At 46.3% G+C, this 26,134-nt stretch carries 20 protein-coding genes and 1 riboswitch; of the genes, 6 read left to right on the forward strand and 14 right to left on the reverse strand.

Translation table 11 applies throughout. From position 1 onward, the window contains the following. Window positions 1-58: 58 nt before the first annotated feature. Both BI182_RS08505 and BI182_RS08510 read right to left on the reverse strand, forming a co-directional pair. Complete coding sequence (locus BI182_RS08505) at window positions 59-1,000, reverse strand: SPFH domain-containing protein (RefSeq protein ID WP_263992536.1); 942 nt, start codon at window positions 998-1,000, stop codon at window positions 59-61. 14 nt (window positions 1,001-1,014) lie between these two features. Next, entirely contained in the window at window positions 1,015-1,470 is a 456-nt protein-coding gene (locus tag BI182_RS08510; RefSeq protein ID WP_263992537.1) for an NfeD family protein, read from the reverse strand. A 133-nt stretch (window positions 1,471-1,603) separates the two neighbouring features. Continuing rightward, window positions 1,604-1,783: riboswitch (cobalamin riboswitch) on the forward strand. Window positions 1,784-1,877: 94 nt separating this feature from the next. Here BI182_RS08510 and thiC point away from each other — a divergent pair. The 6 genes from thiC to BI182_RS08540 all read left to right on the forward strand — a co-directional run bounded on the left by thiC (window position 1,878) and on the right by BI182_RS08540 (window position 9,633). Further along, a complete protein-coding gene (gene thiC, locus BI182_RS08515; protein WP_286806861.1) occupies window positions 1,878-3,185 on the forward strand; it encodes a phosphomethylpyrimidine synthase ThiC in 1,308 nt (435 codons plus the stop codon). Next, a complete protein-coding gene (gene bzaB, locus BI182_RS08520; protein WP_286806865.1) occupies window positions 3,182-4,465 on the forward strand; it encodes a B12 lower ligand biosynthesis ThiC-like protein BzaB in 1,284 nt (427 codons plus the stop codon). The genes thiC and bzaB overlap by 4 nt, the downstream gene beginning before the upstream one ends. A gap of 199 nt (window positions 4,466-4,664) precedes the next feature. After that, window positions 4,665-5,753 (forward strand): nicotinate-nucleotide--dimethylbenzimidazole phosphoribosyltransferase, encoded by a 1,089-nt coding sequence (gene cobT, locus BI182_RS08525; RefSeq protein ID WP_286806867.1) that lies wholly within the window; start codon window positions 4,665-4,667, stop codon window positions 5,751-5,753. Beyond that, the gene (locus tag BI182_RS08530) at window positions 5,734-6,798 is read left to right on the forward strand and encodes a class I SAM-dependent methyltransferase (RefSeq protein WP_286806870.1); all 1,065 of its coding nucleotides are present in this window, start codon (window positions 5,734-5,736) and stop codon (window positions 6,796-6,798) included. Before cobT ends, BI182_RS08530 begins: the two co-directional genes overlap by 20 nt. 25 nt (window positions 6,799-6,823) lie before the next feature. Continuing rightward, window positions 6,824-8,152: a B12 lower ligand biosynthesis radical SAM protein BzaD gene (bzaD, locus tag BI182_RS08535; protein WP_286806873.1), complete on the forward strand. Its 1,329-nt coding sequence runs from the start codon at window positions 6,824-6,826 to the stop codon at window positions 8,150-8,152. Further along, entirely contained in the window at window positions 8,149-9,633 is a 1,485-nt protein-coding gene (locus tag BI182_RS08540; protein WP_286806876.1) for a B12-binding domain-containing radical SAM protein, read from the forward strand. Before bzaD ends, BI182_RS08540 begins: the two co-directional genes overlap by 4 nt. Window positions 9,634-9,695: 62 nt before the next feature. On the opposite strand, the gene BI182_RS08545 is transcribed toward BI182_RS08540, so the two are convergent. The 12 genes from BI182_RS08545 to BI182_RS08600 form a co-directional block, all read right to left on the reverse strand. Continuing rightward, a complete protein-coding gene (locus BI182_RS08545) occupies window positions 9,696-10,952 on the reverse strand; it encodes an HlyC/CorC family transporter (protein ID WP_228882981.1) in 1,257 nt (418 codons plus the stop codon). A 209-nt stretch (window positions 10,953-11,161) separates the two neighbouring features. Then, the gene (locus BI182_RS08550; RefSeq protein ID WP_286806879.1) at window positions 11,162-12,343 is read right to left on the reverse strand and encodes a CdaR family transcriptional regulator; all 1,182 of its coding nucleotides are present in this window, start codon (window positions 12,341-12,343) and stop codon (window positions 11,162-11,164) included. Beyond that, on the reverse strand, window positions 12,344-13,513 hold the full coding sequence (locus BI182_RS08555) for a glycerate kinase (RefSeq protein WP_228882977.1): 1,170 nt from the start codon (window positions 13,511-13,513) through the stop codon (window positions 12,344-12,346). An 89-nt stretch (window positions 13,514-13,602) separates the two neighbouring features. Then, complete coding sequence (locus BI182_RS08560) at window positions 13,603-14,412, reverse strand: alpha/beta fold hydrolase (RefSeq protein WP_286806884.1); 810 nt, start codon at window positions 14,410-14,412, stop codon at window positions 13,603-13,605. 369 nt (window positions 14,413-14,781) lie between these two features. Beyond that, window positions 14,782-15,933, reverse strand: coding sequence for a toxic anion resistance protein (locus tag BI182_RS08565; protein ID WP_148636275.1), 1,152 nt, complete (start codon window positions 15,931-15,933; stop codon window positions 14,782-14,784). Window positions 15,934-16,015: 82 nt separating this feature from the next. Beyond that, window positions 16,016-17,296 carry a 5-bromo-4-chloroindolyl phosphate hydrolysis family protein gene (locus BI182_RS08570; protein ID WP_187389143.1) on the reverse strand — a complete coding sequence of 427 codons (1,281 nt, stop codon included), beginning with the start codon at window positions 17,294-17,296 and terminating at the stop codon, window positions 16,016-16,018. A 172-nt stretch (window positions 17,297-17,468) separates the two neighbouring features. Beyond that, window positions 17,469-18,200 (reverse strand): energy-coupling factor ABC transporter ATP-binding protein, encoded by a 732-nt coding sequence (locus tag BI182_RS08575; RefSeq protein ID WP_070372756.1) that lies wholly within the window; start codon window positions 18,198-18,200, stop codon window positions 17,469-17,471. 12 nt (window positions 18,201-18,212) lie between these two features. Then, on the reverse strand, window positions 18,213-19,010 hold the full coding sequence (gene cbiQ / locus BI182_RS08580) for a cobalt ECF transporter T component CbiQ (RefSeq protein WP_286806891.1): 798 nt from the start codon (window positions 19,008-19,010) through the stop codon (window positions 18,213-18,215). A 116-nt stretch (window positions 19,011-19,126) separates the two neighbouring features. Next, window positions 19,127-20,140: an energy-coupling factor ABC transporter permease gene (locus BI182_RS08585; protein ID WP_070372758.1), complete on the reverse strand. Its 1,014-nt coding sequence runs from the start codon at window positions 20,138-20,140 to the stop codon at window positions 19,127-19,129. A gap of 232 nt (window positions 20,141-20,372) precedes the next feature. Next, window positions 20,373-21,788 (reverse strand): D-alanyl-D-alanine carboxypeptidase family protein, encoded by a 1,416-nt coding sequence (locus BI182_RS08590; protein WP_286806893.1) that lies wholly within the window; start codon window positions 21,786-21,788, stop codon window positions 20,373-20,375. A gap of 22 nt (window positions 21,789-21,810) precedes the next feature. Continuing rightward, window positions 21,811-24,765, reverse strand: a complete 2,955-nt coding sequence (locus tag BI182_RS08595; RefSeq protein WP_286806898.1) for an insulinase family protein — start codon at window positions 24,763-24,765, stop codon at window positions 21,811-21,813. Between the two features lie 25 nt (window positions 24,766-24,790). After that, entirely contained in the window at window positions 24,791-26,119 is a 1,329-nt protein-coding gene (locus BI182_RS08600; protein ID WP_286806909.1) for a replication-associated recombination protein A, read from the reverse strand. Between the last annotated feature and the right edge of the window lie 15 nt (window positions 26,120-26,134).

A 26,134-nucleotide genomic window follows, 5' to 3' on the forward strand; every position in this document is an offset into this window, starting at 1 on the left:
AATTGAGAAACGACTAGCCATTTCCCAATTGCCCATTCATGGTTGTTTATAAATTACTCTATTGACTGACTTTAGCCTGATCCTTCATAATTTCACTGAGGGATGTGGCCAGACCGGCCAAGCTCTGAATTTCAGATGGTATAATGATCTTGGTGGCTTTGCCATCAGCTACCTTTTCAAAGGTTGATAAGCTCTTCAGCGCAATCACCGACTGGATTGGATCAGCAGCGTTTAACATTTTAACCCCATTGGCAACAGCTTCCTGAACCGTGATAATCGCTTCGGCTTCCCCTTCTGCCCGTCTGATCTGGGCTTCCCGGTCTGCTTCAGCGCTTAAAATAGCGGCCGCTTTCAAACCTTCTGCCTGCAAAATTGCCGCAGATTTTTCACCTTCTGCCACCAGAATGGCGCTGGCTTTTTCCCCTTCGGCCTGAAGAATTTTTTCACGTCGTTCCCGCTCGGCCTTCATCTGCCGTTCCATCGCATTTTGGATCGCTTCTGGTGGCATAATATTTTTAAGCTCCACCCGATTGATTTTAATCCCCCAGGGATCGGTGGCTTCATCGAGAATCACCCGCATCTTGGTATTAATGACATCTCGGGAGGTGAGCGTTGCATCAAGCTCCATATCCCCGATGATATTACGAAGGGTCGTAGCCGTTAAGTTTTCAATCGCCTTCATGGGATTATCCACCCCATACATATAAAATTTGGGATCGGTTACCTGCAAATATATAACCGTGTCAATTTGCATTGTGACGTTATCTTTGGTGATAACCGGTTGTGGTGGAAAATCGGCTACCCGCTCTTTTAAACTGATTCGTTTGGAGATCCGGTCAATAATTGGTATCGCAATATGAAAACCGGTTTCCCAGGTAGAATGATAAGCTCCCAGCCGTTCGACTACATAGGCATTGGCCTGAGGAACAATCTTGGCATTGACAATAATCACAACAATAAAAATGATAAAGATGACACCTAAAATAATGAGCCCATACATGTTTTTTCCTCCTTTTATTTTGAAATAGTTTCTTTCTCAGCCGCCCGAACCATGGCCTTAACGCCTTCGATTCCCACAACAGTCACTTCAGCACCAATCGGAATAACAGCCTCACCATCGACATTCCGGGCTGACCAGGACTTCCCGTCTATTTTGACCGCCCCCTGACCTTTGAGGTTATTGATTTCTTCTTCAACAATGCCCCGGTTTTTAAGGATCCGATCGGCATTGGTCGCCATTTTTTTGGGATCCAGATGTTTCTTTAAAAACGGCTTTGTACCCAATAATAAACCAATGGAAACGACAAAAAAAACGATCATCTGCACCCAGAAAGCCGCGCCAAAATAGGCAGCAACTAAAGCCACCAAAGAGCCCACACAAAACCAGATTGAAACCAACGCCCCAGCTGTAACCAGTTCAGCTACCAGAAAAACGATAAACAAAATCAACCAGATAAAAACAAGATTCATCCTCTCACCTCCCTCATTCATTTGATTTATTATAACATAGTTTGATTCTTTTTTTATCTCAACTGTCCAAATCATTTTTTTAATTTTTTTCTTGCACATTTATTTTTTAGGTTGTATAATCAAAAACAAGTAAATCGAAAAGCGAGCATATGGTGCCTTAGCAATAAGGAGAATAGGGAATCAGGTGAGAGTCCTGAACGAACCCATCACTGTAAGGGCGGAGCAAACCACAAAGACCACTGTTTTTTAATGGGAAGGTGTGGCGTAGCGCTAAAACCCCAAGTCAGGAGACCTGCCTATGATCGATCCTGAATGAACGAAGGTAAAGTTCATGGCGGTTATTTTTTTTATAAATGCTGTGGGCTTTTTTTTTTTCTAAAATACCAACAATCATTCAGGAGGAAACAATGACAATTCTGGAAAAAGCACGGGCGGGTGAAATCACCGCCGAAATGATTTATGTGGCCGAAAAAGAAGGACTCGATCCCGAGCTGATTCGCCAGGGAGTGGCCGCTGGCGAAATCGTTATTCTTAAAAGCGCCCGCCCCAATATCAACCCGGTGGCAGTCGGTAAAGGACTGTTTACCAAGGTCTCAGCCAGCGTCGGGATGTATGAAGTTGACGACACCATCGCCAGTGAAATGGCTAAAATTGACCAGGCCGTTAAGGCCAAGGCCGATACCCTGATGGACTTAAGTGTCCGGGGCCCAATCGATGCAATGCGTGAAAAAGTCTTAGCTACAGTGGATCGGCCAGTCGGTACCCTGCCCCTGTATCAAACCTTGGCCATGGCTCAGGAAAAATATGGTACCGCTTTAGATATGACCGCCGACGACATGTTTGCGATGATGGAAAAACAGGCTGCTGATGGTGTCAGCTTTTTAGCCCTGCACTGCGGCACCACCATGGACGTGATCAACCGCGCCAAAGAAGAAGGCCGGATTGATCCCCTGGTAAGTTATGGAGGCTCCCATCTGATCGGCTGGATGATTCACAACCACTGTGAAAATCCTTTCTTTACCCAATATGACCGGGTCCTGGAAATCTGTAAAAAATATGATGTCGTCCTGAGTTTTGCCGACGGCATGCGTCCCGGCTGTATCGCTGATTCACTGGATGGCGCTCAGGTTCATGAATTGGTGATCCTCGGCGGCCTGGTTAAAAAGGCCCGGGCGGCTGGCGTTCAGGTGATGGTTAAAGGTCCTGGCCACGTGCCGCTGGATCAGATTCAAACGACTGTCCAATTACAAAAACAATTATGCGGTGGTGCACCCTACTTTGTCTTTGGTTGTCTGCCCACTGATTCCGGGGCCGGGATGGATCATGTCACTGGTGCCATTGGCGGAGCGATTGCCGCCTATTATGGCGCGGACTTTCTCTGCTATGTGACCCCGGCCGAACACATCGGTATGCCCAGTGCCGAAGATGTCTATCTGGGCGTGATGGCCAGCCGCATTGCCGCCCATGCCGGTGATGTCGGCAAAGGTCATCCGGCGGCGATTGCCTGGGATCTGGAAATGTCCCACGCCCGGCGGGAACTCAACTGGGGCCGACAGATGGAACTGGCCATCGATACCGAAACTGCCACAAAAGTCTGGAAAGATCGCAGCACCAACTTCGCCTCCGAGTGCAGCATGTGCGGCGACTTCTGTGCCATGAAAATTATCGGCAAGTATTTACGAGACGAAAACCAGGAAGTGAGGAACGAACGATGACCCAAATGTTAAAAGCCCGGGCGGGTAAAATTACCGAAGAAATGGAAATGGTGGCGATTAGCGAAGGCTTCACCCCGGAATTTATCCGGGCGGGAGTAGCCGCTGGCCGGATTGTCATTCCTAAAAATAAATTGCGCAACCGTTCTAAAATCTGCGGCATCGGCGGCGGACTGGACGTCAAAGTTAACGGTCTGATGGGCACCTCCGGTGACCGCGATGACATGGAAATGGAAGTCAAAAAGCTAAAAATCATTGAAGCCGCCGGTGCCCATGGCTTTATGGATTTAAGTATGGGTGCCGATATCGATACGATGCGGACCTTGAGTTTAAGTAATTCCAATATCGCCGCTGGCTGTGTGCCGGTGTATCAGGCGGCCAAAGAAGCGGCTGATAAACGGGGCTTGATGGTCAATATGACGGCCGATGATCTTTTTTCCGTGGTCGAAAAGCAGTGTCAAGCCGGTATGGATTTTATGGCTGTCCACTCGGCTCTAAATATGGATCTTCTCAAAATATTAAAGAAAACTGGCCGGGTGGCCGATATCTGCAGTCGGGGCGGCTCGCTGCTGACCGGCTGGATGTTCCATAATGATAAAGAAAACCCCCTCTATGAACAGTTTGACCGGTTGCTGGAAATTCTTAAAGCCACCGATACAGTTTTAAGCATCGGCGATGCCATCCGACCCGGCGCCAACGCCGACTCCCTCGATCAAGCCCACCTACGTGGCTTGATGGTTGCTGGCGAACTAACCAAACGGGCCCTGGCAGCTGGCGTTCAGGTGATGGTGGAAGGCCCCGGCCATGTGCCCCTAAACCATATACCCTCAGCCATGTTGCTGCAAAAACGACTTTGCTTTGAGGTGCCCTATTATATTTTGGGCTTCCTGGCCACCGATGTTGCTCCCGGTTATGATAATATATCCGGTGCCATCGGTGGGGCCTTTGCTGGTATGCATGGGGCCGACTTCCTTTGTTATCTGACTCCAGCCGAACATCTGGGTCTGCCCAATGAAGACGATGTCCGTATCGGTGTCGAAACCACCCGGATCGCTGCTAATGCCGCTAATGTCTTAAAGCGTGGCGGCGCGGCCTGGAACCGCGATCTGGCAATGTCCCGGTCCCGGGTTGCCCGCAATCAGGAAGAACAGGTCAAAAACGCCATTAACCAGGCCAATCTGATTGCTGCCCTGGCGGCCCAGACGCCCTCCCATGGCTGTGCCGTCTGCGGAGACAGTAAATGTCCGGCCGATGTGGCCGCGGAGTTTTTCGGACTGGCTTAAATTATTGATTAAATGATGCGGGCGAACACGGTTCGCCCCTACGAACTGCCAAATCACTACGTTTCTAAAATAGATGTTTCATTATTTTTTATCGGACTAAAAACAGCACCCGATCTAAATCATCAGACCGTAGGGGAGGTCCGTGACCTCCCGAAACGCTGTGCATTATAATTAATACCATAGAGAAGGGATAAGTACCATGATCGAAACCAAATATACCTTAAAACACGTCATCGATAACACCGAACCAGCCGATCCCAAGTGGCGGCAGGCGGCCCGGGATCATATTGAACAATTGGCCATTCCACCCTGGAGTCTCGGTCAGCTGCTGGTCGTCGCTGAACAACTGGCTGGCATCCAACGCACCATCCGCCCCAACGTCGATAAAAAAATGGTCATCACCATGGCCGGGGACCACGGCGTCGTGGCTGAAGGCGTTTCCGCCTTTCCCCAGGAAGTCACCCCTCAGATGGTAGAAAACTTTGTCAAAGGCGGCGCTGGCATTAATGTTCTGGCCAAAGCCGCCGGGGCTGAAGTGATTGTTGTCGATATGGGCGTCGCCGTGGATATGCCCGAGCTGGTTAAGCAAGGCGCCATCATCGACTGCAAAATCGCCCATGGCACCAGGAACTTTTACTGCGAACCGGCAATGACCCGGGAACAGGCCATTGCTGCTCTGGAAGCCGGAATCAACGTGGCTACTCAGGTCATTGAAGAGCAGGGGATTAACCTTTTGGCCACCGGCGATATGGGGATTGGCAACACCACACCCAGCGCTGCAATCCTGGCCGTCATGGCCGAGTATCCGGTTTCATCCGTCACCGGCCGGGGAACTGGAATTGATAACGCCGCTCTGATTAATAAGATCAAAGTAATCCGGGAATCGATTAACCGCCATCAACCCGACAAAACCGACCCCATCGATGTCCTCGCCAAGGTCGGCGGCTTCGAGATCGCCGGGATTGCCGGCGTAATTCTGGGCGCCGCCTTCAAACAGGTACCAGTCCTGGTGGACGGCTTTATTTCCACTGCCGGCGCGTTGATTGCCAAGGCCCTCTGTCCCCAGGCGCTGGATTACATGATCCCCTCCCATCAGAGTGAAGAACCGGGACATCAGCTGATGTGGCAGGCCCTTGGGCTCAGACCGCTGCTTAACCTTAATTTCCGCCTGGGAGAAGGCACCGGAGCAGCGGTCGCCATGCATCTGGTGGAATCTTCCGCCCGGGTGATTAGTGATGTCTTAACCTTTGCCGATGCCGGAGTAACCAATGGTCATGAAGGGCTATGATCCTAAAACCAACGGCGGTCAGTATCTGGAAGACCTGGCCACGGCCTACTGGGTTTCCGATTCCCTGTTCACGGCGCTGGAGATGGATCTTTTTGAGACCATCGATGACTTCGGAATCCGGGGTGCCAGTCTCGCTGAGCTCGCCTCAGCGCTGGGCGCCAACGAAAGCGCCCTGGAACGGTACCTGGCTCTTTTAATAAGCCTTGGCTTGCTGGGACAACACCAGAACATTTACTATAACCAATTGATAACCAAAGAATATCTACTAAAAGAGAGTCCGCTTTATCAGGGCGACTCAATCCTGTGGCGAAAAAACCTGCGCGATGACTGGAATACCCTCAAAGCCTCGCTGTCTGCTGGCGGCCGGGTTAATTTTTTACCGGAAGATATCAGCGAGACGGAATTGAACCGACGCCGGGCCAACTATATCCGGGCCATGGACAATGTCGCCAAGCTTAAAGCCCGTGACTGCACTGCCTTTTTTAGAGAACTTAGTGGTGCTATTCTCGATGTCGGGACCGGCTCCGGGGCCATGGCGCTGGCCTTTTTAAAAGCTTTCCCGGACACCAACGCAACCCTGTTAGATATCAAACAGATGCTGCCCCAGACCCAAAAAATTGTTGAGGTCACCACTTTCTCTGACCGGGTCTGCTATCATCCCGCCAATATTCTGGAGCCGGAATGGGGGCTAACTCAAAAATATCAGCTGATCATTCTTTCAAATATTGTTCATGCCTACGCTGAAGCGGAAAATGAACGGGTCTTAAAAACTGCAGCCAGCCATTTAAGCGATGACGGCATCATCCTGATCCATGATTTTTTTAATGAACATCACCCCGTCAAAGCTCATCTGAGCGATATCAATATGTTTTTAAACACCTACAATGGCAAGGTTTTTTCCGGAGCCTGGGTGACTATTGAACTGGAAAAGCACGATTTGGTCACCTCGCCGCTGATGCCCCTGACCACCGACACCGCCCTGATCTTTGCCGCCCGATCTCAGTCGGCACTGGATCGCCTTTGCTTTCAACAGGATACCAATTAACTGCTAATCAAACCAAGGAGAAATCATGAAAATACTTTTCATCCAGGCCCTTTCAATGGAGGGCATCGATATCGAGCGGGTTTATCCGATTGGAATCGTCGTTTTAGCCTCCCAGGTTGAACGCTGCACCGATCACACGCTAGCGCTTTTTGACATGAATATGGCCCTCGATCCCTATGGGGATCTGCGGCAGCAGCTGGATCTCGTACAGCCGGATGTGATCTGTCTTTCGCTGCGTAACATCGATCCTCTGGGTAATAAAACCTCATCGCTGATTCCCAGCTTTGCCGTAACTCTGGCGGTGATTAAACGCTACGCCCCAAAGACCAGAATCTTAGTTGGCGGTACTGGCTTTTCGTTGTTCCCGGATCGGCTGATGAACGAATATCCGGAAATAGATTTCGGCGTCACCGGCGAGGCCGAGAACATCATCGTCCCATTACTTAATAACCTTAACGATCCGCCCCGGCTACCAGGACTTTGCTATCGAGAAAAAGAAGCGGTGATCATTGTCCCACCAGTCGGCGATTATGATATGCGTGACTATATCATGCCTAACCGCGATCTGCTGGATCCCCGACCCTACCTCACTGTCAATAAATATGTCGAAAGCATCGGCGTGGAAACCAAACGGGGCTGCTGTTTTTGCTGCGGCTATTGTTCCTATCCGCTGCTGCAAGGAACAAAAATGCGCTGCCGCACCCCGGAAGCGGTGGTTGACGAAATTCAATTTCTTTATGAAACCTACGGTGTCACCCGAATTCACTTCACCGATTCGGTGGTTAATATTCCTGTTGATCATCTCGATTCGATCTGTGCCGAAATTATCCGGCGGGGTCTCCCGATCAACTGGAGCGGCTTTTTCCGGGAGAACCTGTTAACCGAGGAAAACGTTGCGCTCTATACCCAATCCGGCTGTGAATGTTTTTCACTGTCCCCCGATGGCCTCAGCCAGACTGCACTGGATGCGCTGGATAAAAATATGAAGGTCCAGGATATCCTCGACACCGCTCAGGTTCTGGCGGCCAGCGGCGTGGTTACCGTTTATCACTTTCTGGTCAATACGCCCGGGGATACCGCCGCCACCCAGCAAGAAGCCAAGGAACTTATTGATGCGATTTATAAAATCCATCACGCTTCCAAAACCCTGGGCACGATCGTCCTTAATAATATCCGGATTTTACCGGGCACCAGGGTCGAACAACAGGCGCTGGAGCATGGCGTGATCACCCCTGAAACCGATCTGCTCTACCCGACTTATTATAACCCGGCGCCCTACGACCGGGCTCGGTATGAACTGGAAATCTATCACACTAAAAAAAATATCTTTATGTGGCAGGAGGTCACCTCATGAACGTCATTCTACTCGAGCATCCCCGTTCCATCAGCGCTGATCGCTGTAACGATATCGCCAATGCCCCCCTGTCCGCCTGTCTTAACACCGGCTACATCGGTGGCATGCTGGCTGCCAACAACATTCCAATAACCATTGTGGACGCTTATCTGGAACAGCTGGATTATCCGGCCATTGAAGCACAAATTGCGGCCCAACCGCCGACGATTTTAGGGATTCATCTGGTGTATCACTGGAAGGACAATCAGACCCTGTATCAATTTATCGAACACGTCAAACAAAGCTACGGGATTGCCTATGTCTGTGTTTATGGATTTTACCCCACCTTTGCCTATGAGGAAATCTTGAACCGCTGCCCCGCCATTGATGCCGCTCTGTTGGGCGAGACCGAGCTGACTTTTTTAAAACTTGTTGAAGAATTTCCGACCGTCCCTGATGCGGGAATTGCCAAGCGCACTGATAACAGCATTGTCGCGACCCGCGGTGAGGTCGTTATGGATGTGGATTCATTGCCCTTTCCGCTGCGCAGCAAGGGTTCCTATTCGTTTGGTGAGGTCAATATCTCCGGTAGTCGCGGCTGTTACGGCGGCTGTACATTCTGTTACATCAACCCCTACTATGGTGATATTAAAAGGAAATGGCGGGGACGAAGCCCGGAAAATATCATTGCCGAAATTGATGCGGTGATGAAAGAAACGGATATCCGCTACTTCTACTTTATGGATCCCAACTTTTACGGCCCCGGTCATGCCGGTAAAGAGCGGGTCCTGAAACTGGCCCGTCTCTTAAAAGAACGCCAGATCCACTTTGGCATTGAAGCCCGAGCCGACGATATCGAAGAGGAAACCATCGAATCTTTGGTGGACGCCGGTCTTAAGCACATCCTCATCGGATTAGAAAGTGGTCGGGATGAAGCTCTTAAACGACTTAATAAGCTGACCACAGTGGCCGATAATGAAAACGCCCTGCGGATTCTCAGGAAATACGGGATCGAACCCAGCGTCGGTTTTATTATGTTTGAGCCTGATTCGACCCTGGAAGATCTGAAAGTCAATTACGACTTTTTAAAACGGAACGCTCTTTTAGATAAACTGGAAATTAGCGTCAATGTCCTCTATCATCACATGATTATTCTGCAGGGTAGCGCATCCTATAAAGCCCTGCAAGAGCAGGGGCGACTCAATATTTCACCGCACTCCACATATGAGGCAGATACCGATTATCAAAACCCCCAGGTCGCAATGCTGGCCGGGATGATGCGGGACATGACCAATCATATCTTTTCTTATATGAAGGATACCTGGGAATTGAGCGTTAAAAAAGACCCGGTGATCCTCGAAAAATACCGACTGGTCAATCAACTGCTGATCCAAACCTTTGACGATTATCTTTGCCTGCTGAAGCATCAACAAATCAGCACTGATCAGCGCAACACCTATGTGGACACCTTTATTGGTACGGTTGACGGTATTATGGCCTGACATGAAAATACGCCTGACAGCTTTTAGTCTGTCAGACGTATTTCTCTTATTTTTGTACAAGGTTATTTTTCTTCAGCATCAACAATCTCATGTTTGACTGCAACAATTTCGATCACATGCCGTTCGTCCGCCTGGGTGATGGTAAAGCCCAAATTTTCAAACTCAAAACTTTCACCAACCTCCGGAACCCGATCGAGAAATTCAACAATCCACCCCCCAACAGTAATCACATCAAAATCGTCATCCATATCAAACAGATCGAACATTTTTCCCAGATTGGCTTTACCTAGAATCCGGTACTCATGATCTGAAATTTTTACAAATTCATCAATGACCTCATCGTGTTCGTCCCAGATTTCCCCCACCAGTTCCTCAATGACATCTTCCAGGGTAACAATCCCGGCGGTTCCGCCGTATTCATCGGACACCACTGCAATATGGCATTTTTTCTGTTGAAGCAGGGTTAATAGCTTGGAAATCTTCATGTTTGGGGTAATAAAAACCACCGGATTGATAATTTCCTCCAAACTGCTTTTGCCATTGGCTACGTAATGGGTAAAGTCTTTATAACTGATAAAACCGATTATCTGATCAATGGTGCCCTGATAAACCGGCAACCGGGAGAAGCCGGTATCAAAAAAGATTTTGGCAATATCTTCCTTGGGGTTATCCATATCAATCGCTACGACATCGACCCGATGGGTCAGGATGTCATCCACATCCAGGTCATTAAATTCGATGGCACTACGGATCAGTTCCCCATCCTGGAGATCGATGCCACCATCATTTTCAGCTTCCTCGACAATTGTCAGCAGTTCTTCTTCAGTCATACTGCGTTCACTGCTGACCTTAAACAATCGATCCAGCATCCTCTTCCACTGCGAAAAAAGAAAATTGACCGGTGTTAAAAGAAACATCAGCAATCGGATAAAGGGGACTGAAAACATTGCAAATTTTTCCGGTGAATCTTTGGCCAGACTTTTGGGCGAAATTTCGCCGAAAATCAGCACCAGCACCGTCATCACTGCAGTAGAAATGGTTACGCCAGCATTGCCAAAATACTGAACAAACACCACTGTGGCAATCGAAGCCGAGGCGATATTAACGATGTTATTACCAATCAGAATCGTTGATAATAACGCATCATAGCGATCAGAAAGCGCCAGTACTTGTGCTGCGCGCTTATTACCATCCTTTGCCAGATTCTTAATGCGAATACGATTAAGGGAAGTAAATGCCGTTTCTGTCGCCGAAAAATATGCCGACATCAGCAACATCACCCCCAGAACAATTATAAAACCTATCACACTGTTATCCATTGACTAAGATTCCTCCCAGTAAACAGATCCATCAGCCATCACTATCAATGGTCTGGTCAATTGAGTTGTTGTTTTCGTTTTTGTTTTCGTTTTTGTTTTCGTTTTTGTCTCATATAACGGTACGTCGTCCAATTCTATTCCTCTTTCAAATATTATTTGTCACTATAATATCATATTTTTAGTTACAATTCCATAATATCTGCAAAATTTTACCTGATTGGCTGATCTTTAATTTTTTTTAATTTTTCATAATGATTAAGAATTATCATAAATAAAAGATTGTCATCACTGCCACATTTGATCGGAAATCCCAGACACTCCTCCATTTTCTTTTTTCTAAAAATAACCGTATTTTTATGGATAAACAAATCCCCAGCCACTAAATCAAAATGAAAGTGATGTTCAATTATTTTGCGCATGGTCAACATCGCTTCATCTGTACCTTTTCCGAAATATTTCTGTATTTTTTTTATATAAGGTTCCACCGCCAACGCGTAAGTTTCCTTGTCCAATTGATTATAGAGCCGCCAGAAATAGTGCTGATGTGAAAAATAAACATGCTGATCTCTTTTATAGACACCACTGCGATACATTCCATAGGCATCGGCATAAGATTTCACATAACCCTCAATCCCCAAGTAATAGCTCCCCACAAAACACTGCATATTTTTGGCATCTTCGCTACTGATTGAAGCATCCAAATATTTTTTGATGGTTTTTTCGATTTCCCATGGTTCGGTTTTTTTAAGGCATTTAAACACTAAAATAAAACCACCGGACATCACTGATGAGATGTCATTTTTTAGATGACTGTCTGACTGCTTAATCTGGTTAAGGATTTTTTCAAGCATACTTTCTTCCGAATTTTGATAATCCGCAGTAAAACTCAGAATGACCGCCACCCGATTGCTTTCCATATTATAACCGATGCGCTCGCCCCAATCCCTTATTTCTTCTTCACTGATGGTTCGCTGCTCGCTGATTAAGGTATTTAAAAATATTTCCTTGTCGTTACGGTGAGTATAGAAGCGGTTCATCGTTTCCTGCTGTTCAATGATCAGTTCGGCGGTCATTTTCACCAGTTTGCCAATGTTGCGTACTTCATCCGGATCGCCGGTTATTCCCACTACCCCGATGACATCACCAGCTTTATCCACAATCGGCATATTGATCCCTGGCTTTACACCCTGAAGTTTTTTGGCCTCCTCTTCGGTGACTTCACAAGTAACGGAATGACGGATGGCAAACATCGCAGTTTCGTGAAAGGTGCCCAGTCGCTCCGGTAAACCGCTCCCAATAATAATGGCATTCTTATTCATAACATTGATGTTATAACCCAAGGTGTTCATCACCTCATCGGCTATTTTTTGCGCTATTTTTTTATCCAGCATCTATCCACTCCTTTTTTTCTGACTTGAATTTTGTGGGATCATACAGATAATCGCCAGAAAACGAAAAAGGTCGCAAATGCGTTGCTCCAATAATTCAGCCGCATTTTCCATGTGCCATGCCAGCCCCCGATCATTGCTAAAGAGGGCAAAAGCCGCCACCACGCCACACTGATAGATGGTTTCATAGCCCACATCCAAGGCGCCGGAGATCACCACAACTGGGATATTCTGGTTTTTTCCGTGTTTTCCGACCCCAGAAATTACCTTGCCCATCACACTCTGCGCATCGGTTTTCCCTTCACCGGTAATAATCATATCTGCCCCGCAAATTGCAGAATCAAAACCAATTTCATCCAATACAATCTCGAGACCAGATTTTAGCTGCGCATTGAAGAAAGCCACCAAAGGTAAGGCCATCCCACCGGCCGCACCGATCCCTTTTAATTGGATCAGCTTCATCCCCGTTTTCATCTCCAGCAACTGACCAAAAGCTTCGAGTCCCCGATCCAGAAAAGTCACCATATCCGGGTTGGCACCTTTTTGGGGTCCATAAACTGCTGCTGCTCCCAGATGGCCGCAAAGGACATTTTCTACATCGCAGGCAACGGTAATCTCCACTCCCTTTAATAAGATCTCGGCCTTACTGGTATCGACTGTTTTCACCCGACATAAATTTTCACCAATTGGTTCTAGCCGTTCCATCTCCTGATCATAAAAACATACCCCCAGAGCATTGGCAACACCCAATCCGCCGTCGTTAGTGGCACTGCCCCCTAAACCCAGAATGATCTTGCGACAGCCCCGCTTAATGGCATCGGCAATCATTTCTCCGGTGCCATAGGTACTTGTTTTCAACGGATTACGCTCGTCATCAGTAAGTAGTGGCAAACCAGAAGCGGCCGACATTTCAATTACTGCCACCCCGCCGCGGAGAATCCCGTAGGCCGCGGTTATTTCTCTGGCTAAGGGGTCTTTTGCTTTTATTGTGATCCTTTCACCGGATTGGTGCCTGACCAGTACCTCCACCAGCCCCTCTCCCCCATCAGAAATGGGTATCTTCACAATCTCAGCGGTTGGCATAATTTTTAGAATCGCACCTTCGACAATGTCACAAACTGCAGTAGCTGATAAAGATCCTTTGAAGGAGTCCGGAGCAATCACGATTTTCATTTGGGTTCTCCTTTCAATTCGTTTTCTTGAGTCTTAAAAACAATAGCATGGGTAAAGCAACAACCCATGCTATTGTTGACACTATTTTTTTAGGCTTTGATAAAATTGGCAACGACTTGATTGAATTTTTCGGCTTCTTCCCAGAAAAGCATATGACCGGAATCTTCAAAAAACACCAGTTGTGCTTCGGGAATCTGCTCAGCAACATAGGCACTGCCCTGCCAGTCAAAGACTGCACTGTGTCGGGCTACACACACCAGAGTGGGGAGATTGATCAATGGCAACAAATCCCGCCAGTCTAAGTTGGTATGATCCCGCATAATCTCAATTCGCACCTTCGGTGGGCATTTTGATATTTCGTCGGCTATAAATTTTACTTCTTCTGGTGTCGGTTGATGGTAGAGACAGCCAAAAGCCAAGCCTTCTGCACTTTCGCGCGGTGCATATTCGATGGCACAGCAGGTTCGGATAAACATTTCCACATCATAACAACCATTCTGTCCCCAAACCCAATCTGGCCCGGTATACTGAAGTGGTGCCTGGTCAACACAAATCAGTTTGCTCACCCGATGGTTACCAAATAATTCCAGATAGCTCCACAGCACTGCAACCCCCATGGACCACCCCAACACGGTGACATCCTTTACATCGAGTTGATCCAGCAATTCCTTGACATCCATGGCATAGCGGGAGATCCGGTGACTGTGTAAGACCTTTTCCGATTCGCCATGTCCCCGGAAATCCAGCAGAATAACCTGAAAATCTTTGGCCAGAACATCGCTGTTCTTTTTAAAAAACTGGGTTGTACACGTCCATCCGGGAATCATCAGTAAGGGGCTTCCTGTACCCTTTACCTCATAATACAATGCAACATGATCATTGGTAAAAAAAGTTGCCATAGCTTTCCTCCTATAATTGATAAATACCTTGCCCGCTACGCCAGTTTGTTAAACCTTGTTGATTTACGCCATTTCAGAAAATATCGGCTCAACCAAGATCGAGCTACGAAGATTCCCGCTTGATGCGCTTAGCAAAATACTATTGATTATAATTATACCCAATCTCTAACAGTTATCAATGGTATTAAAGCCAACTAATTACCTATCCATTGGACAATTATACAATTATTAATTTTTTAATCGAATATAGTGTCATCTTCTTAAGCCTCTGGCCGATTAGCAATCAGTAAGCAATGATCAGCTGAATGATGCTTACTAAAAAAAACAACCAGTCTTTAGCACTGATTGTCTTTTTAATATATTTCTTATTTATTTTCTAATTTCCAGCATTTTAACTTTTAAATCATTTTCCAGTTTTTCCAGCTCAGCTTCCACTTCTTTTCGTTTCTGGCGTCCCTCAGTCTGGATACGTAACACCTCGTCAAAGGTTGAAATCAACGACTCGTTAGAAATACGCAGGGTTTCGATATCAACAATGCCCCGTTCCGATTCTTTGGCAGTGGCAATGGATTCCATCTTTAAAGTTTCCGCATTCTTTCTCAATAATTCATTGGTCATATTGGTGACTTCCCGCTGGGCTTTAGCTGCCTGGCCGGAATGGACCACCCCCAGGGCCAGCACCATCTGGCTTTTCCAGAGTGGAATGGTGTTCACAATGGACGATTGAATTTTTTCAGCCATCAGGGTATCATTATGCTGTACCAGTCGGATCTGCGGAGCCATTTGAATCGAGATCATCCGCGTCAGTTCCAGATCATGAATTTTTTTCTCAAAGCGGTTGCACATCGCTGACAAATCATTCACCGCCTGTGCATCTTCCGGCAGTCCGCTGATCTGAGACCGCTTAATCAGCTCCGGTAATTCTTTGGTTTCGACTTCCTGAAGTTTCTTTTTCCCGGCCAAAATATACATTGATAACTCTTTGAAATAGGTTTTGTTGACATCATAAAGCTTATCCAGCATCGCCACGTCTTTTAACAGTTGCACCTGATGTTTTTCGAGGGCTTCACAGATCCGGTTAACGTTACTTTCAGCGGAGGCATACCGGGTCTGCATGGAGCTGAGCTTATTGCTGCTTTTTTTGAAAAAGCCTAAAAAGCCTTTGTCTTCCTCCTCGATATCAAAGTTTCGTAATTCCATGACCATATCGCCGAGCATTTTGCCCACTTCACCCATGTCTTTGGTGCGGACATTATTCAGGGCCGTTTCGGAGAAATCAGCGATTTTTTTCTGGGCCCCAACCCCAAACTGCATCACTAGACTGGAATTGGTGAGGTCGATTTTACTGGCAAAATCGTCGACCATTTTTCGCTCTTCCGGGGTCAGTCGGCTTTCGTCAAATACTTCCCGTTCCCCCTTTAGTTCCTGATCGATATTGGTCGTTACGGCTTTTTCTTCCTCAAATGGGTCAAAGGTCAGGGTCGGGGTTACCTGGGAATAATCGTTCATACTATCTTCCATTGCAATACTCCTCGTTATAATTTTGGGTTAGTCATCTTTAATAGTTACTTTATCGAAACTCATCATTTCTTAACTGATGCGATTATTTTTTGAATTCTCTGTTTGTCAGCCCTTCCTGGGCCAGCATGGTGTTGAGTACCGAGATATCAGTAGAGACATCCATGGCGGTATCCTCATAAAAACTGTCGAGCAGGTTTTCAAAGGCATGACTGATGGTATCCAGGGTATCTTCGATTTCTTTTTTGGTGGCCTGAATATTGGCCCCTTGAATCGGTTCCGCATCCAGATCTCGATAAACCGAAACCAGCTTTAGGGTAGTTGGCAGATAATAGCCCATAAACTTGCGAATTTCCGGCAAACCATCGGGGTTTTCTTCTATAAATTCAAAAATCTTGGTGATCACTTTTTCCAACCGATCCAGTTTCTGAGAAATGATTTCGCCTTCAATGGCTATATTTGCCTCATTGATCTGCCGGATGGTATCCTGCCCCTCGGCAATTACCTCGTGAACCGCCTTCATTTCCGGATTTTCCGTTTCCAGTTTTCTTTTCTGATCCAGCGCTACCTGTTCCATGCGCGCTTTTTCTTCCTGAAGTTTTTTTCCTTCTTTAAGCTTTAAATGGTTCTGATAGGCTTCATCGCTGATCAGCAGATATTCTTCATTTTCATCAAATCGTCCCTGGGGAAACATTCCCAGACTGATCATTTTGCGCAGATCCTTGACCACATATTTCTTACTGCGACCAATCGGATCAGACAAATCACTGATCTTACAGAATTCGCGACCTCTGAGGCGGCTGGCATACTGGCGAAAGCGCTTCACCCGCCCCCGCAGGTTTGAGCCCTTGGCCGACATCAGCGCACTGACCGTAAAAATTGGCAACAAAATACCAGCACTGATTCCCAGAAGCGGCATACTGGTAAAGGTAAAGCCAAATACTGATGAAAATATCAGTAGCAATAACAGTGACACCCCAATGCCGATATTTCCAAAGACCATCAGTAACATGCCGGAAACCCGACCGTGCGGTGATTTTGAAATCAAATTATTGGGCTGTTTTTTAACCGGACTGTAGGCATTCTGAACAGCGTTTCTGGCAACCATTTCCGGTGGCTGCGGCTTGTTTATTTTTTCCCGGGTTCTTCTGCCATTAGCTGCCTGCCGTTTGGCTTTCTGATTATTTTCCCGCTGCTGACGTTGCTGCTCCTGCCAATACTCACCACTGCGTTTGACCTCATCCATGGCCCGGGCGACAGTTGCAGTAATGTTTTTATTCAGTTCTTTGAACTCCTCTGAATTCAAGGCATCCTGAACAATATCTTTAATATCATTACCAATATTCGAATAATCTTTTTTTGCCATCCTTGACCTCCCAAACATTGCATTAATTATATCGTATAAAATTTAAAAATTCAATTAAGAAACCATTTCCCGGTGCTATTCTTTAGTAAATTCGTAATCTTTTTGGTCCCTTGCTCTGAAATCTAAAAAAAGCCTGACGACATCAAGCTTTTACTTTCCCGGAATCATCCATTTATCGAATCCGGGGTTTTTGCATACACAGGGGCAGCTCCAGATGACATTGGGATAAGAGCGCCTCATCCAGCAAGATGTCTTTGACACGGCCATCGGCAAACACACTGCCATGGTGTAAGATAATCACCCGGTCACAAATATCCAGGGCCATATCCAGATCATGGGTGGCAATAATTTTTGTCATCTTCAGAGAGTCCAGGGTATTAATAACGTTTCGTCTGGCCTGGGGATCGAGAAACGAGGTCGGTTCGTCAAATAAAATCACCCGGGGATCCATAGCCAGCACAGAGGCAATGGCAATGACCCGTTTTTCACCGCCAGATAAGCGATGAGGCATCCGATCCCGGAGGTGGATGATGCCCAGTTGTTCCATGGCATTGACCACCCGCTCTTCGACCACATGCTCATCCAGTAATTCATTGCGTGGGCCAAAGGCAATGTCATCATAAACCTTGGTCATAAACAGTTGATCATCAGGATTTTGAAAAACCATCCCAACCCGGCGACGAATATCCTTCAGGGTCTTTTTTCCAACGGCGAGTTCATCAACCATTATTGATCCCTCTTTAATCTCGGAAACACCGACAATCAGTTTGAACAAGCTGGATTTACCAGCACCGTTGGCTCCCACCAAGGCGATGCTCTCACCCTCTTCAATTGTAAGATTAATATCCCGGATCGCCTGATGACCATCGGGATAGGCATAGTTTAATTTATCAATTTTCAGCATTGGAACTCCTCATTATAAAAAACTGCCGATAAACAGGCTCAAATCAAAAAATCGCATCAAACACAAAATCCCCGAAGCTAAAACCAGAAACAGCCAATCGCCCTTTTGAATCGGGCTGGGTTTGGCATACAGATAATTGCCATCGTAGCCTCGACATTTCATGGCAACATAGATGCTCTCGGCCCGATCAAAACTCTTTAGCAACAATTGCCCGACAAAGACACCCATGTCCTTCATTTTAATCCCCTTGGCAGCCGGAGCTCGTAAAATATAGGCCGTATACATGTTGGAAACTTGTTCCAGCAACACCGATATATAACGGTAGGTCAGCATGATCTGCTCCACAATAATTTTGGGCACCTTAATGGATAAGAGTTGATAGGATATTTTAGGTAGTGAGGTCGTGGCAATCAGGATCATCACCGCCATGACCGTAAAAATCGTTTTAACCATAATCGAAATAAAGGAGAGGACCCCGTAACTGATTGGCATCGGCCCAATCATCAGAGCCAGTTGCTGATTAAAAATGATGTTGGATAAACCTGCAAAAAAAGAAAAGGGCAGTGCTACTAAAAGCCGTTTCAGCAAGGGTTTATAGGGAATTTCAGCCAGTGCCATTAAAATCACCGGATAGAATGCAAAAACCATCAGTCCAGTAATATTATAGGGGTTAAATGAAATCACCAGCACCAGATAAAGCATCGTAATGATCAGTTTGACCATTGGATGGAGGCGATGAATGATGGTGTTGCCATCGGCCATTTCTTCAAGGGAACTGATTGTATTCATGGAATCGGTAATTGTTGACATTGGGACTACCTTTCACTTAAATATTAAATAACCTCTGTTACTAAACAGAGGTTATTAAGCAAACTATTGTTAATATTACCATATAAAGATTTTCATTTCAATTAGTATTAAAACAACTATACTGTTTTTTCTTTTCGGCGTTTGACAGCGTAAATCAGATAACCCGTTCCACCTGCCAGGATCAGGGTAATCCCAGCGCCAATTATGCCAGAAACACTGGTACCAGCGGCTGAGCCTTCACCATCCGTTGATTTAAATCCATAATCCGGCAAGAAAGCCGTGCTTTCCTGAATCCCAGCAGCACTGTCATAGGCATTGCCCGAGGCTTCCAGCTCGGCGGTACCCGCTACATTTTCCATTGACCATTCCAAACCATCCGGATTGGATGATGCCAACAGCGACAAACCGCCACCAACAACAACGGCAAACACCAGCAAAACGCCCAGTACTTTTTGAATTGACAAATTTTTGGGCAATTTTTTATTATCCATGGACGATTCCAGCAGTTCTGGTCTCATCTTGTAGATGAAGACTAAAATTCCGCCGGTAACAACCCCTTCAACCAGACCAATCGCCAGATGAATTGGAATCATCATCCCCATGAAGGTTGCCATCGGCAATTCAGTAATGCCAGAAGCCAGAGTCTGGATCACCACCGAAATAGCTCCCAGGGTTAAGGCTAAAATAACCGATACCACCGATGCCACCGATATCCGAGTTGGTGTCAGCCCTTTTTTTACGATCGGTTTAAAGACAAAGGGGTAAACCAGTAAACAGGCATAGAAACCAAGATTCCAGATATTTGCCCCCAAGGCCAACAGTCCTCCATCAGCAAAGAATAAAGCCTGAATAAGTAATACTGCCGTCAGGGTCAAAAAGGCCGGAAAAGGCCCCAATAAGGCTGCCAGCAAAATCCCCCCACCAATGTGTCCACTGGAACCAGTTCCCGGAATGGTGAAATTAATCATCTGTCCGGCAAAAATTACGGCCCCCATAACCCCCATTAACGGGATCTTCTTTTCATCTAAATCGTCTTTACATTTATACGCCGAATAGGCGATTGCTCCGGCGCTCGCCGCAAGCATGATTCCTCCGACTGCCGGAGAAACTAAAGCATCTGCCATGTGCATAATAAAACCTCCTCAAAATTTAACTTAACACAAAAAACACGAAGAACACCTCCCAAGTTTCAACTCTGGAAATACCTTCATGGCATCATTTTCGTATCTTAAAATTGATTCGTATTCTGCACTTCAATGCTTTAAATACTATCTAAATTATAAACCACTTGTCTATACATGTCAAGTAAAAATAGCTGGAGTCTGTTGTTTTACTGACAGACTCCATTATTTTTTTCATAGACTACCGTCTTCGCTTCGGTGACTGACCAGAAGATCTGCTCCCGGAAGAATTTTGTTTTCCCTTGATTTTGATTTTTTTATATTTAATATTGTTTTTGCGCATAAACTGAACAAACATAATTCGCATTATCGCCAGCAGCATCAAGATCACAATGATGGTTACATACCAGTAAAGGATCGGATAATCAGTCCAGTTACGGGCCTTCATATCATTCACCGCATATACCGGGGTAGCCTCTACAAAGGTTTCGCCATTATAAACCTGTAATTCCCCAATCTGTTCTCCCGCTTTCACATCGGCTTCGAGGTTTGCCAGGGTTTCGTCACCAATGACTTTGGTTTCATCCCATTTCACCTTGGACGTGTAGCTATCCTGATTGGCCTGAGGAACCGCCGTAATCAGCGGGTCGTTGGTCTTGTACTTTAGCTTATTGCCATCAAAGACATGATAATTAACCACCTGAACGACCCGTTCTTCATCTTCCGGATCGGACCATTCCAACAACTCATATTCTTTGACTACAGCATTAATGGTATCGCTGGCTTCTTTAAAAAGCACCGTCTCATCCGCATATAAAATAATGCCGATCATATTCTTATCATTGCCTTCACCCTCAAAAACCAGGCATTTATTTGCTTCTTCGGTGAAACCCGTTTTTCCGCTGGTGGCATAGCCATTAAAGACCGGATTCGTTCCCGAGAGATTATTAGCCACCCGATATTCCTCGGACAGTTCATTGAAGTTGGAATATAATAAAAGGTTGGAGTTATTCCACTTGTGCTTCGTCTTATTGGTCTGAACCTCATGAACCTTGGCCCGGGTAATCGCTTTAATGGTGGTCTCCTCAAAGGCCGCTTTAGCAAGGATCAGCATATCTGCCGGGGTGGTATAGTGATTGCTGCTATGGAGTCCATGGGGGTTAGTGAAATTGCTGCCGGTCATCCCCATATCCTTAGCTTTTTTATTCATCGCTGCCACAAAAGTTTCATAGGCTTTATCCGAACTGATCGAGCTGTCGCCAGCAATTTTTCGGCCAATGTTCACCGCAATGGTTTCCGCTGCATCGTTTCCTGACGGCAACAACAGGGCATAGAGCAATTCGTTGAGTGATAACACCTCTTCGGCTTCAAGACCAGCCGTGCTGCTGTCGGCATCCAGACTTGCAATTTCATCGCCCACCGTAAAGTTCTCATTGAGATCACCGTGTTCGATGGCTACCAGTGCCGTCATCAATTTGGTGGTACTGGCCGAATAGAATTTTTCATTCTGCTTTTGGGCAAAAAGAACATCACCGCTATTCACTTCATAAATGATCACACCTTCATCAGCACCATAGGCTGGCAAGCCCGCCGCCAACACTCCAGACGTGCCAAAGACCAGGCTAAGTATCAACAATAGTCCTATTTTTCTTTTCATTTCCCCTCTCCCCTCAGAGCAGCTATTTGATATAGCGGGTTACTTTGAACAATTCTTTTTCTTCATTGATGGCTTCTTCACTACCTAAAACACAAATGGCATTTTTAGCAAGCACTTCCGCAATCATGTCCCCATGACTTTTTAGTTGTGCCACGGTGGTTTCTAAAATTTCATCCCGCTCTTTTTGCAGATCTGCGGCAGTAACGCCACTAAAATAAAAATTATCCGCAATCTCGCCTTTCACCGAAGCGCTGAGCGGAACATCTTTGCTGCTGATCGTGCCGATGATGTACTTTTCCAGTTCACGCTGGGACAGCTCGAGATTATTTATATAATCAACCACCCCTTGATAGGCTTCAAAGGTTTTCTTGAGTTTAGGATCACGATAAGAACCAAAGTACAGGTCGCCACCACGACCAATACTCATAAAAGCACCATAGGCGCCACCCTGAACCCGAACCCGGTTCCAGAGATAGTCCATTGACAGTAACCCCTTTAAAACCAGTTGGGAACCGGCGTACTCGTAGCCTAAAGCACGAATATTATAACCCTGGGAAACGTATTGAATCTTTGCCGCCGTTAAGAAACCTTCATTTGCAATATCAGTTTCAAAAGCAAAGGCATTTTTAGCCGCTTTATTTGGCGCCAACCCCATGATGTAAGGACTCAAGGCAGTCACAGTCCGATCCCGGATTTCTTCGGTACCGGTAATACTGATAATTGGTTTTCTGTTGGTAAACACCAAGCTGGCGATGCGGGTGAGCTTTTCGGTTAAGACTTCAAACTGCTCATCAAAGTTGGCTTCCAGATCGGCAATAAAGCGATAAAACTCAATTCCACCAAATTCTTCGAACAGCCGGGCTGACTGAGAATAATAAGACTGCAGCCGTTGTACCCCGACGACATGGCCAGCGGTTAAAAACTGGGTCTCCTTATGGGTCTTAATTTCCCGGATCATATCGTGAATCAGGTTCTTTTCCGTAAAAAGTGTCTTAGTAATTACGTCGGTCATGATTTTGACTAAAGTCGGGATATTCTCCATCACCGCTTTTCCCTTAACGTAACAGTGGGAGGTGAAATCCCCAAAATGGTGGACGTCGTCATAGGACTCAATCCCAAAGGACAGGCCACCGGTGTGAATTTCAATTTCCTGACTCAATCGTCTAAAATCCATGCTTTCGGTACTGAGACTACCCAGCAGCTTGCACATCAACGATAAATATTTCAAATCTTCCTGCGGCAGATCACTGTAATCAAAATAGAGTTTTAAATAGGAAATTCCGCCAGTAAATCCAGGATGGAACAGCAGCCTGGTTTCCAGCGCCTCCTGAACTTCCAGGGGATAACTCCGACCCGTACGATTGATATCGGCCAGCGACAGTTTGGGAATTTTTTCGAGATCCTCCGGCTTATCCTCTTCATTTTGCTTTTCGATGAGAGTCTGGGTTTCATCAATCAGATCCTGGAGTTCTTCCGGGGTCAAAGCCGCTTTAAAAGATGCCAGTTTTTCCGCTAATGCCTGGTCGGCTTTTTCCTGCAAGGTATTGTCCGGCACAATCGTCACCAGGGTTTGATGGCTATTGTCGATCAACATCCGTTTAAGAAGTTTTTCAAAGTAGCCGTCTTTCCAACAGTCCTTGAATTTTTTAAAGGCGGCTTTGTATTTAAGGTAGGCAATCGGATCGTCACCATAGAGCCAGTCATCCATCATCTCAATCCCATAAATCAGACCTTTGGGATAAGAACCGTACTCGCCTTCGATATGGGAAAATTCATGGATATTAATGCCCGCTTCAACGCTACGGGGATCGAGGCCATCAGCAGCCAGCTTGTTGAGCACTGATTCCACCGTATTAACAAACAGATCCTTATGTTTCTCCTCTGTGTTTTTGAGGACAATTGAAAAATAGGGCTGTCTTAAGGAACTGCTGTAATGATAGCTGACATCTTCAGCAATTTTAAGATCCAGCAGAGCCTCTTTGAGCGGTGATGAATTATTATTTAATAAGATATGGGCAAGAATATCAAAAGCCAGGGCCTCCTCATAGGATAATTTATCACCCAGCACCACAGAAAGAGCCAGATAGTCTTTATTTTCCAGCGTTTCTTCCTTGGACACCCCGTAGGACGCCCGCATTTCCGTCCGCTGCGTGAGCATCGGCTGGGCCGCTATTTCACTGTCAACTGGCTGTTTATCAAAGGCACTGAGATATTCGTCATTTAAATATTTCAAGTGCGCCCGGACATCCCCATCGCCATAAAGATAAATATAGCTGTTTGAGGGATGATAGTATTTTTTATGGAAGCCCAGAAAATCCGCATAGGTCAGTTCCGGGATCACATCCGGATCCCCGCCGGATTCAAACCGGTAGCAGGACTGGGGATAAAGGGATTCAAAAATTTTATTTTGCAGCAATTCCTCGGGATTGGAGAAGGCACCCTTCATTTCATTATAGACCACCCCATTGTAGATGATCGGATCATCAGCATTTTCAATATGATAATGCCAGCCCTCCTGCAAGAAGGTGTAGGGATTTTGATAGATATTGGGATAAAAAACCGCATCCAGATATACATCCATCAGATTCATAAAATCTTTGGCATTGGTGCTGGCAATCGGGTACATTGTTTTATCCGGATAGGTCATCGCATTGAGGAAGGTGTTTAGCGATCCTTTGGCCAATTCCACAAAGGGTTCCTTGACCGGGTATTTTTTTGAACCGCATAATACCGAATGCTCAAGAATGTGGGGCACCCCGGTGCTGTTGGTGGATGGGGTGCGGAAGCTGATTGAAAAAACCTTATTGTCATCATCAGCCGATATATACACTAACTGGGCCCCGGTTTTTTGATGTACAAAGGTTCGGGCAAAGCCATCTATTTCATCCACAAATTCTTCTTTTTTCAAGATAAACCCATGAATATTTTCTTCCAGTTTAAACATTTTTTCTTGTTGTTCTTGCAATTCTTTTTTCAAATGTCTCTCCTTTTCTGTTCGTAATTTATTCGATTATTCCCTTTTTCTGAAGATATTCTTTCATTTTTTGTTCATGACCCATTTCAGTCGGTTGATAAAAATGCGTGCCGATCAAATCATCCGGTAAGTATTGCTGTTTAACATAGTGGCCGGGATAATTGTGGGGATACTGATACGTCATGCCTCGACCCAGATTTTTACTGCCAGAATAATGGGTATCCTGCAAGTGCGCCGGAACATTGCTGTTTGAAACATGCTTGACCGCCTCTATGGCAGCATCCACCGCCAGATAGGAGGCATTGCTTTTGGGTGCACAGGCCAGAAAAACCACTGCCTGGGCCAGATTAATTCGGGCTTCCGGCATCCCGATAAACTGGACCGCATCGGCGGCGGCCATCGCTACCGGTAAGGCCAGCGGTTCGGCATTGCCAATATCTTCAGACGCCGAAATGACAATCCGCCGGGCAATAAACTTGGGGTCTTCCCCGGCGGTAATCATTTTAGCCATCCAGTAAAGCGCCGCATCGGGATCGGAACCCCGGATACTCTTGATAAAGGCTGAAATGGTGTCATAATGGTTATCGCCATTTTTATCATATTGAACCGCCCGCTTTTGGATACACTCCTGGGCCGTTTCCAGATCGATATGAATAATCCCGTCGGCATTTTTATCCACCGTCAGAATCCCCAGCTCCAGGGCATTCAAGGCCCGACGGACATCACCGTTAGCGACCTCGGCAAAATGATCGAGGGCCTGCTGATCACAGTTTATTTTCATTACACCATAGCCCCGATCCCGATCAGTAATGGCCCGTTTGATCACCTGACGAATATCGTCTGGGGTCAGGTTGTAAAACTCAAAAATAGTCGAGCGGGACAGCAGTGGCGAGTTGATTTCAAAATAGGGGTTTTCGGTGGTGGCGCCAATCAGGGTTACTAACCCTTTTTCGACACTGGGTAACAGAGCATCCTGTTGCGCCTTATTAAAACGATGGATCTCGTCAATAAAGAGGATGGATTTTTTATTATAAACCCCCAGGTTATTCTTAGCCTTCTCCAGCACCTCAGTAATTTCTTTTTTTCCCGAGGTCACTGCATTGAGCTCGTAAAACGCCGCATTGGTGCGGTTGGCAATAATTTTTGCCAATGAGGTCTTGCCGGTACCCGGTGGCCCATAAAACACCACTGATGACAGTTTATCCGCTTCAATCAGCCGATACAAAAGCTTCCCCCGACCAATGATATGCTGCTGGCCAACAAATTCTGCCAGAGTTTGGGGCCGCATTCTTACCGCAAGGGGAGCATTATCGGTAATTTGGCCTTCATAATTCTGGTTAAAAAAACTTTCCTGCATAATGTCCTTTCACGA

Origin of the sequence: Acetobacterium sp. MES1 (assembly GCF_002237635.1) — a bacterium.
Lineage (GTDB): Bacteria > Bacillota > Clostridia > Eubacteriales > Eubacteriaceae > Acetobacterium > Acetobacterium wieringae.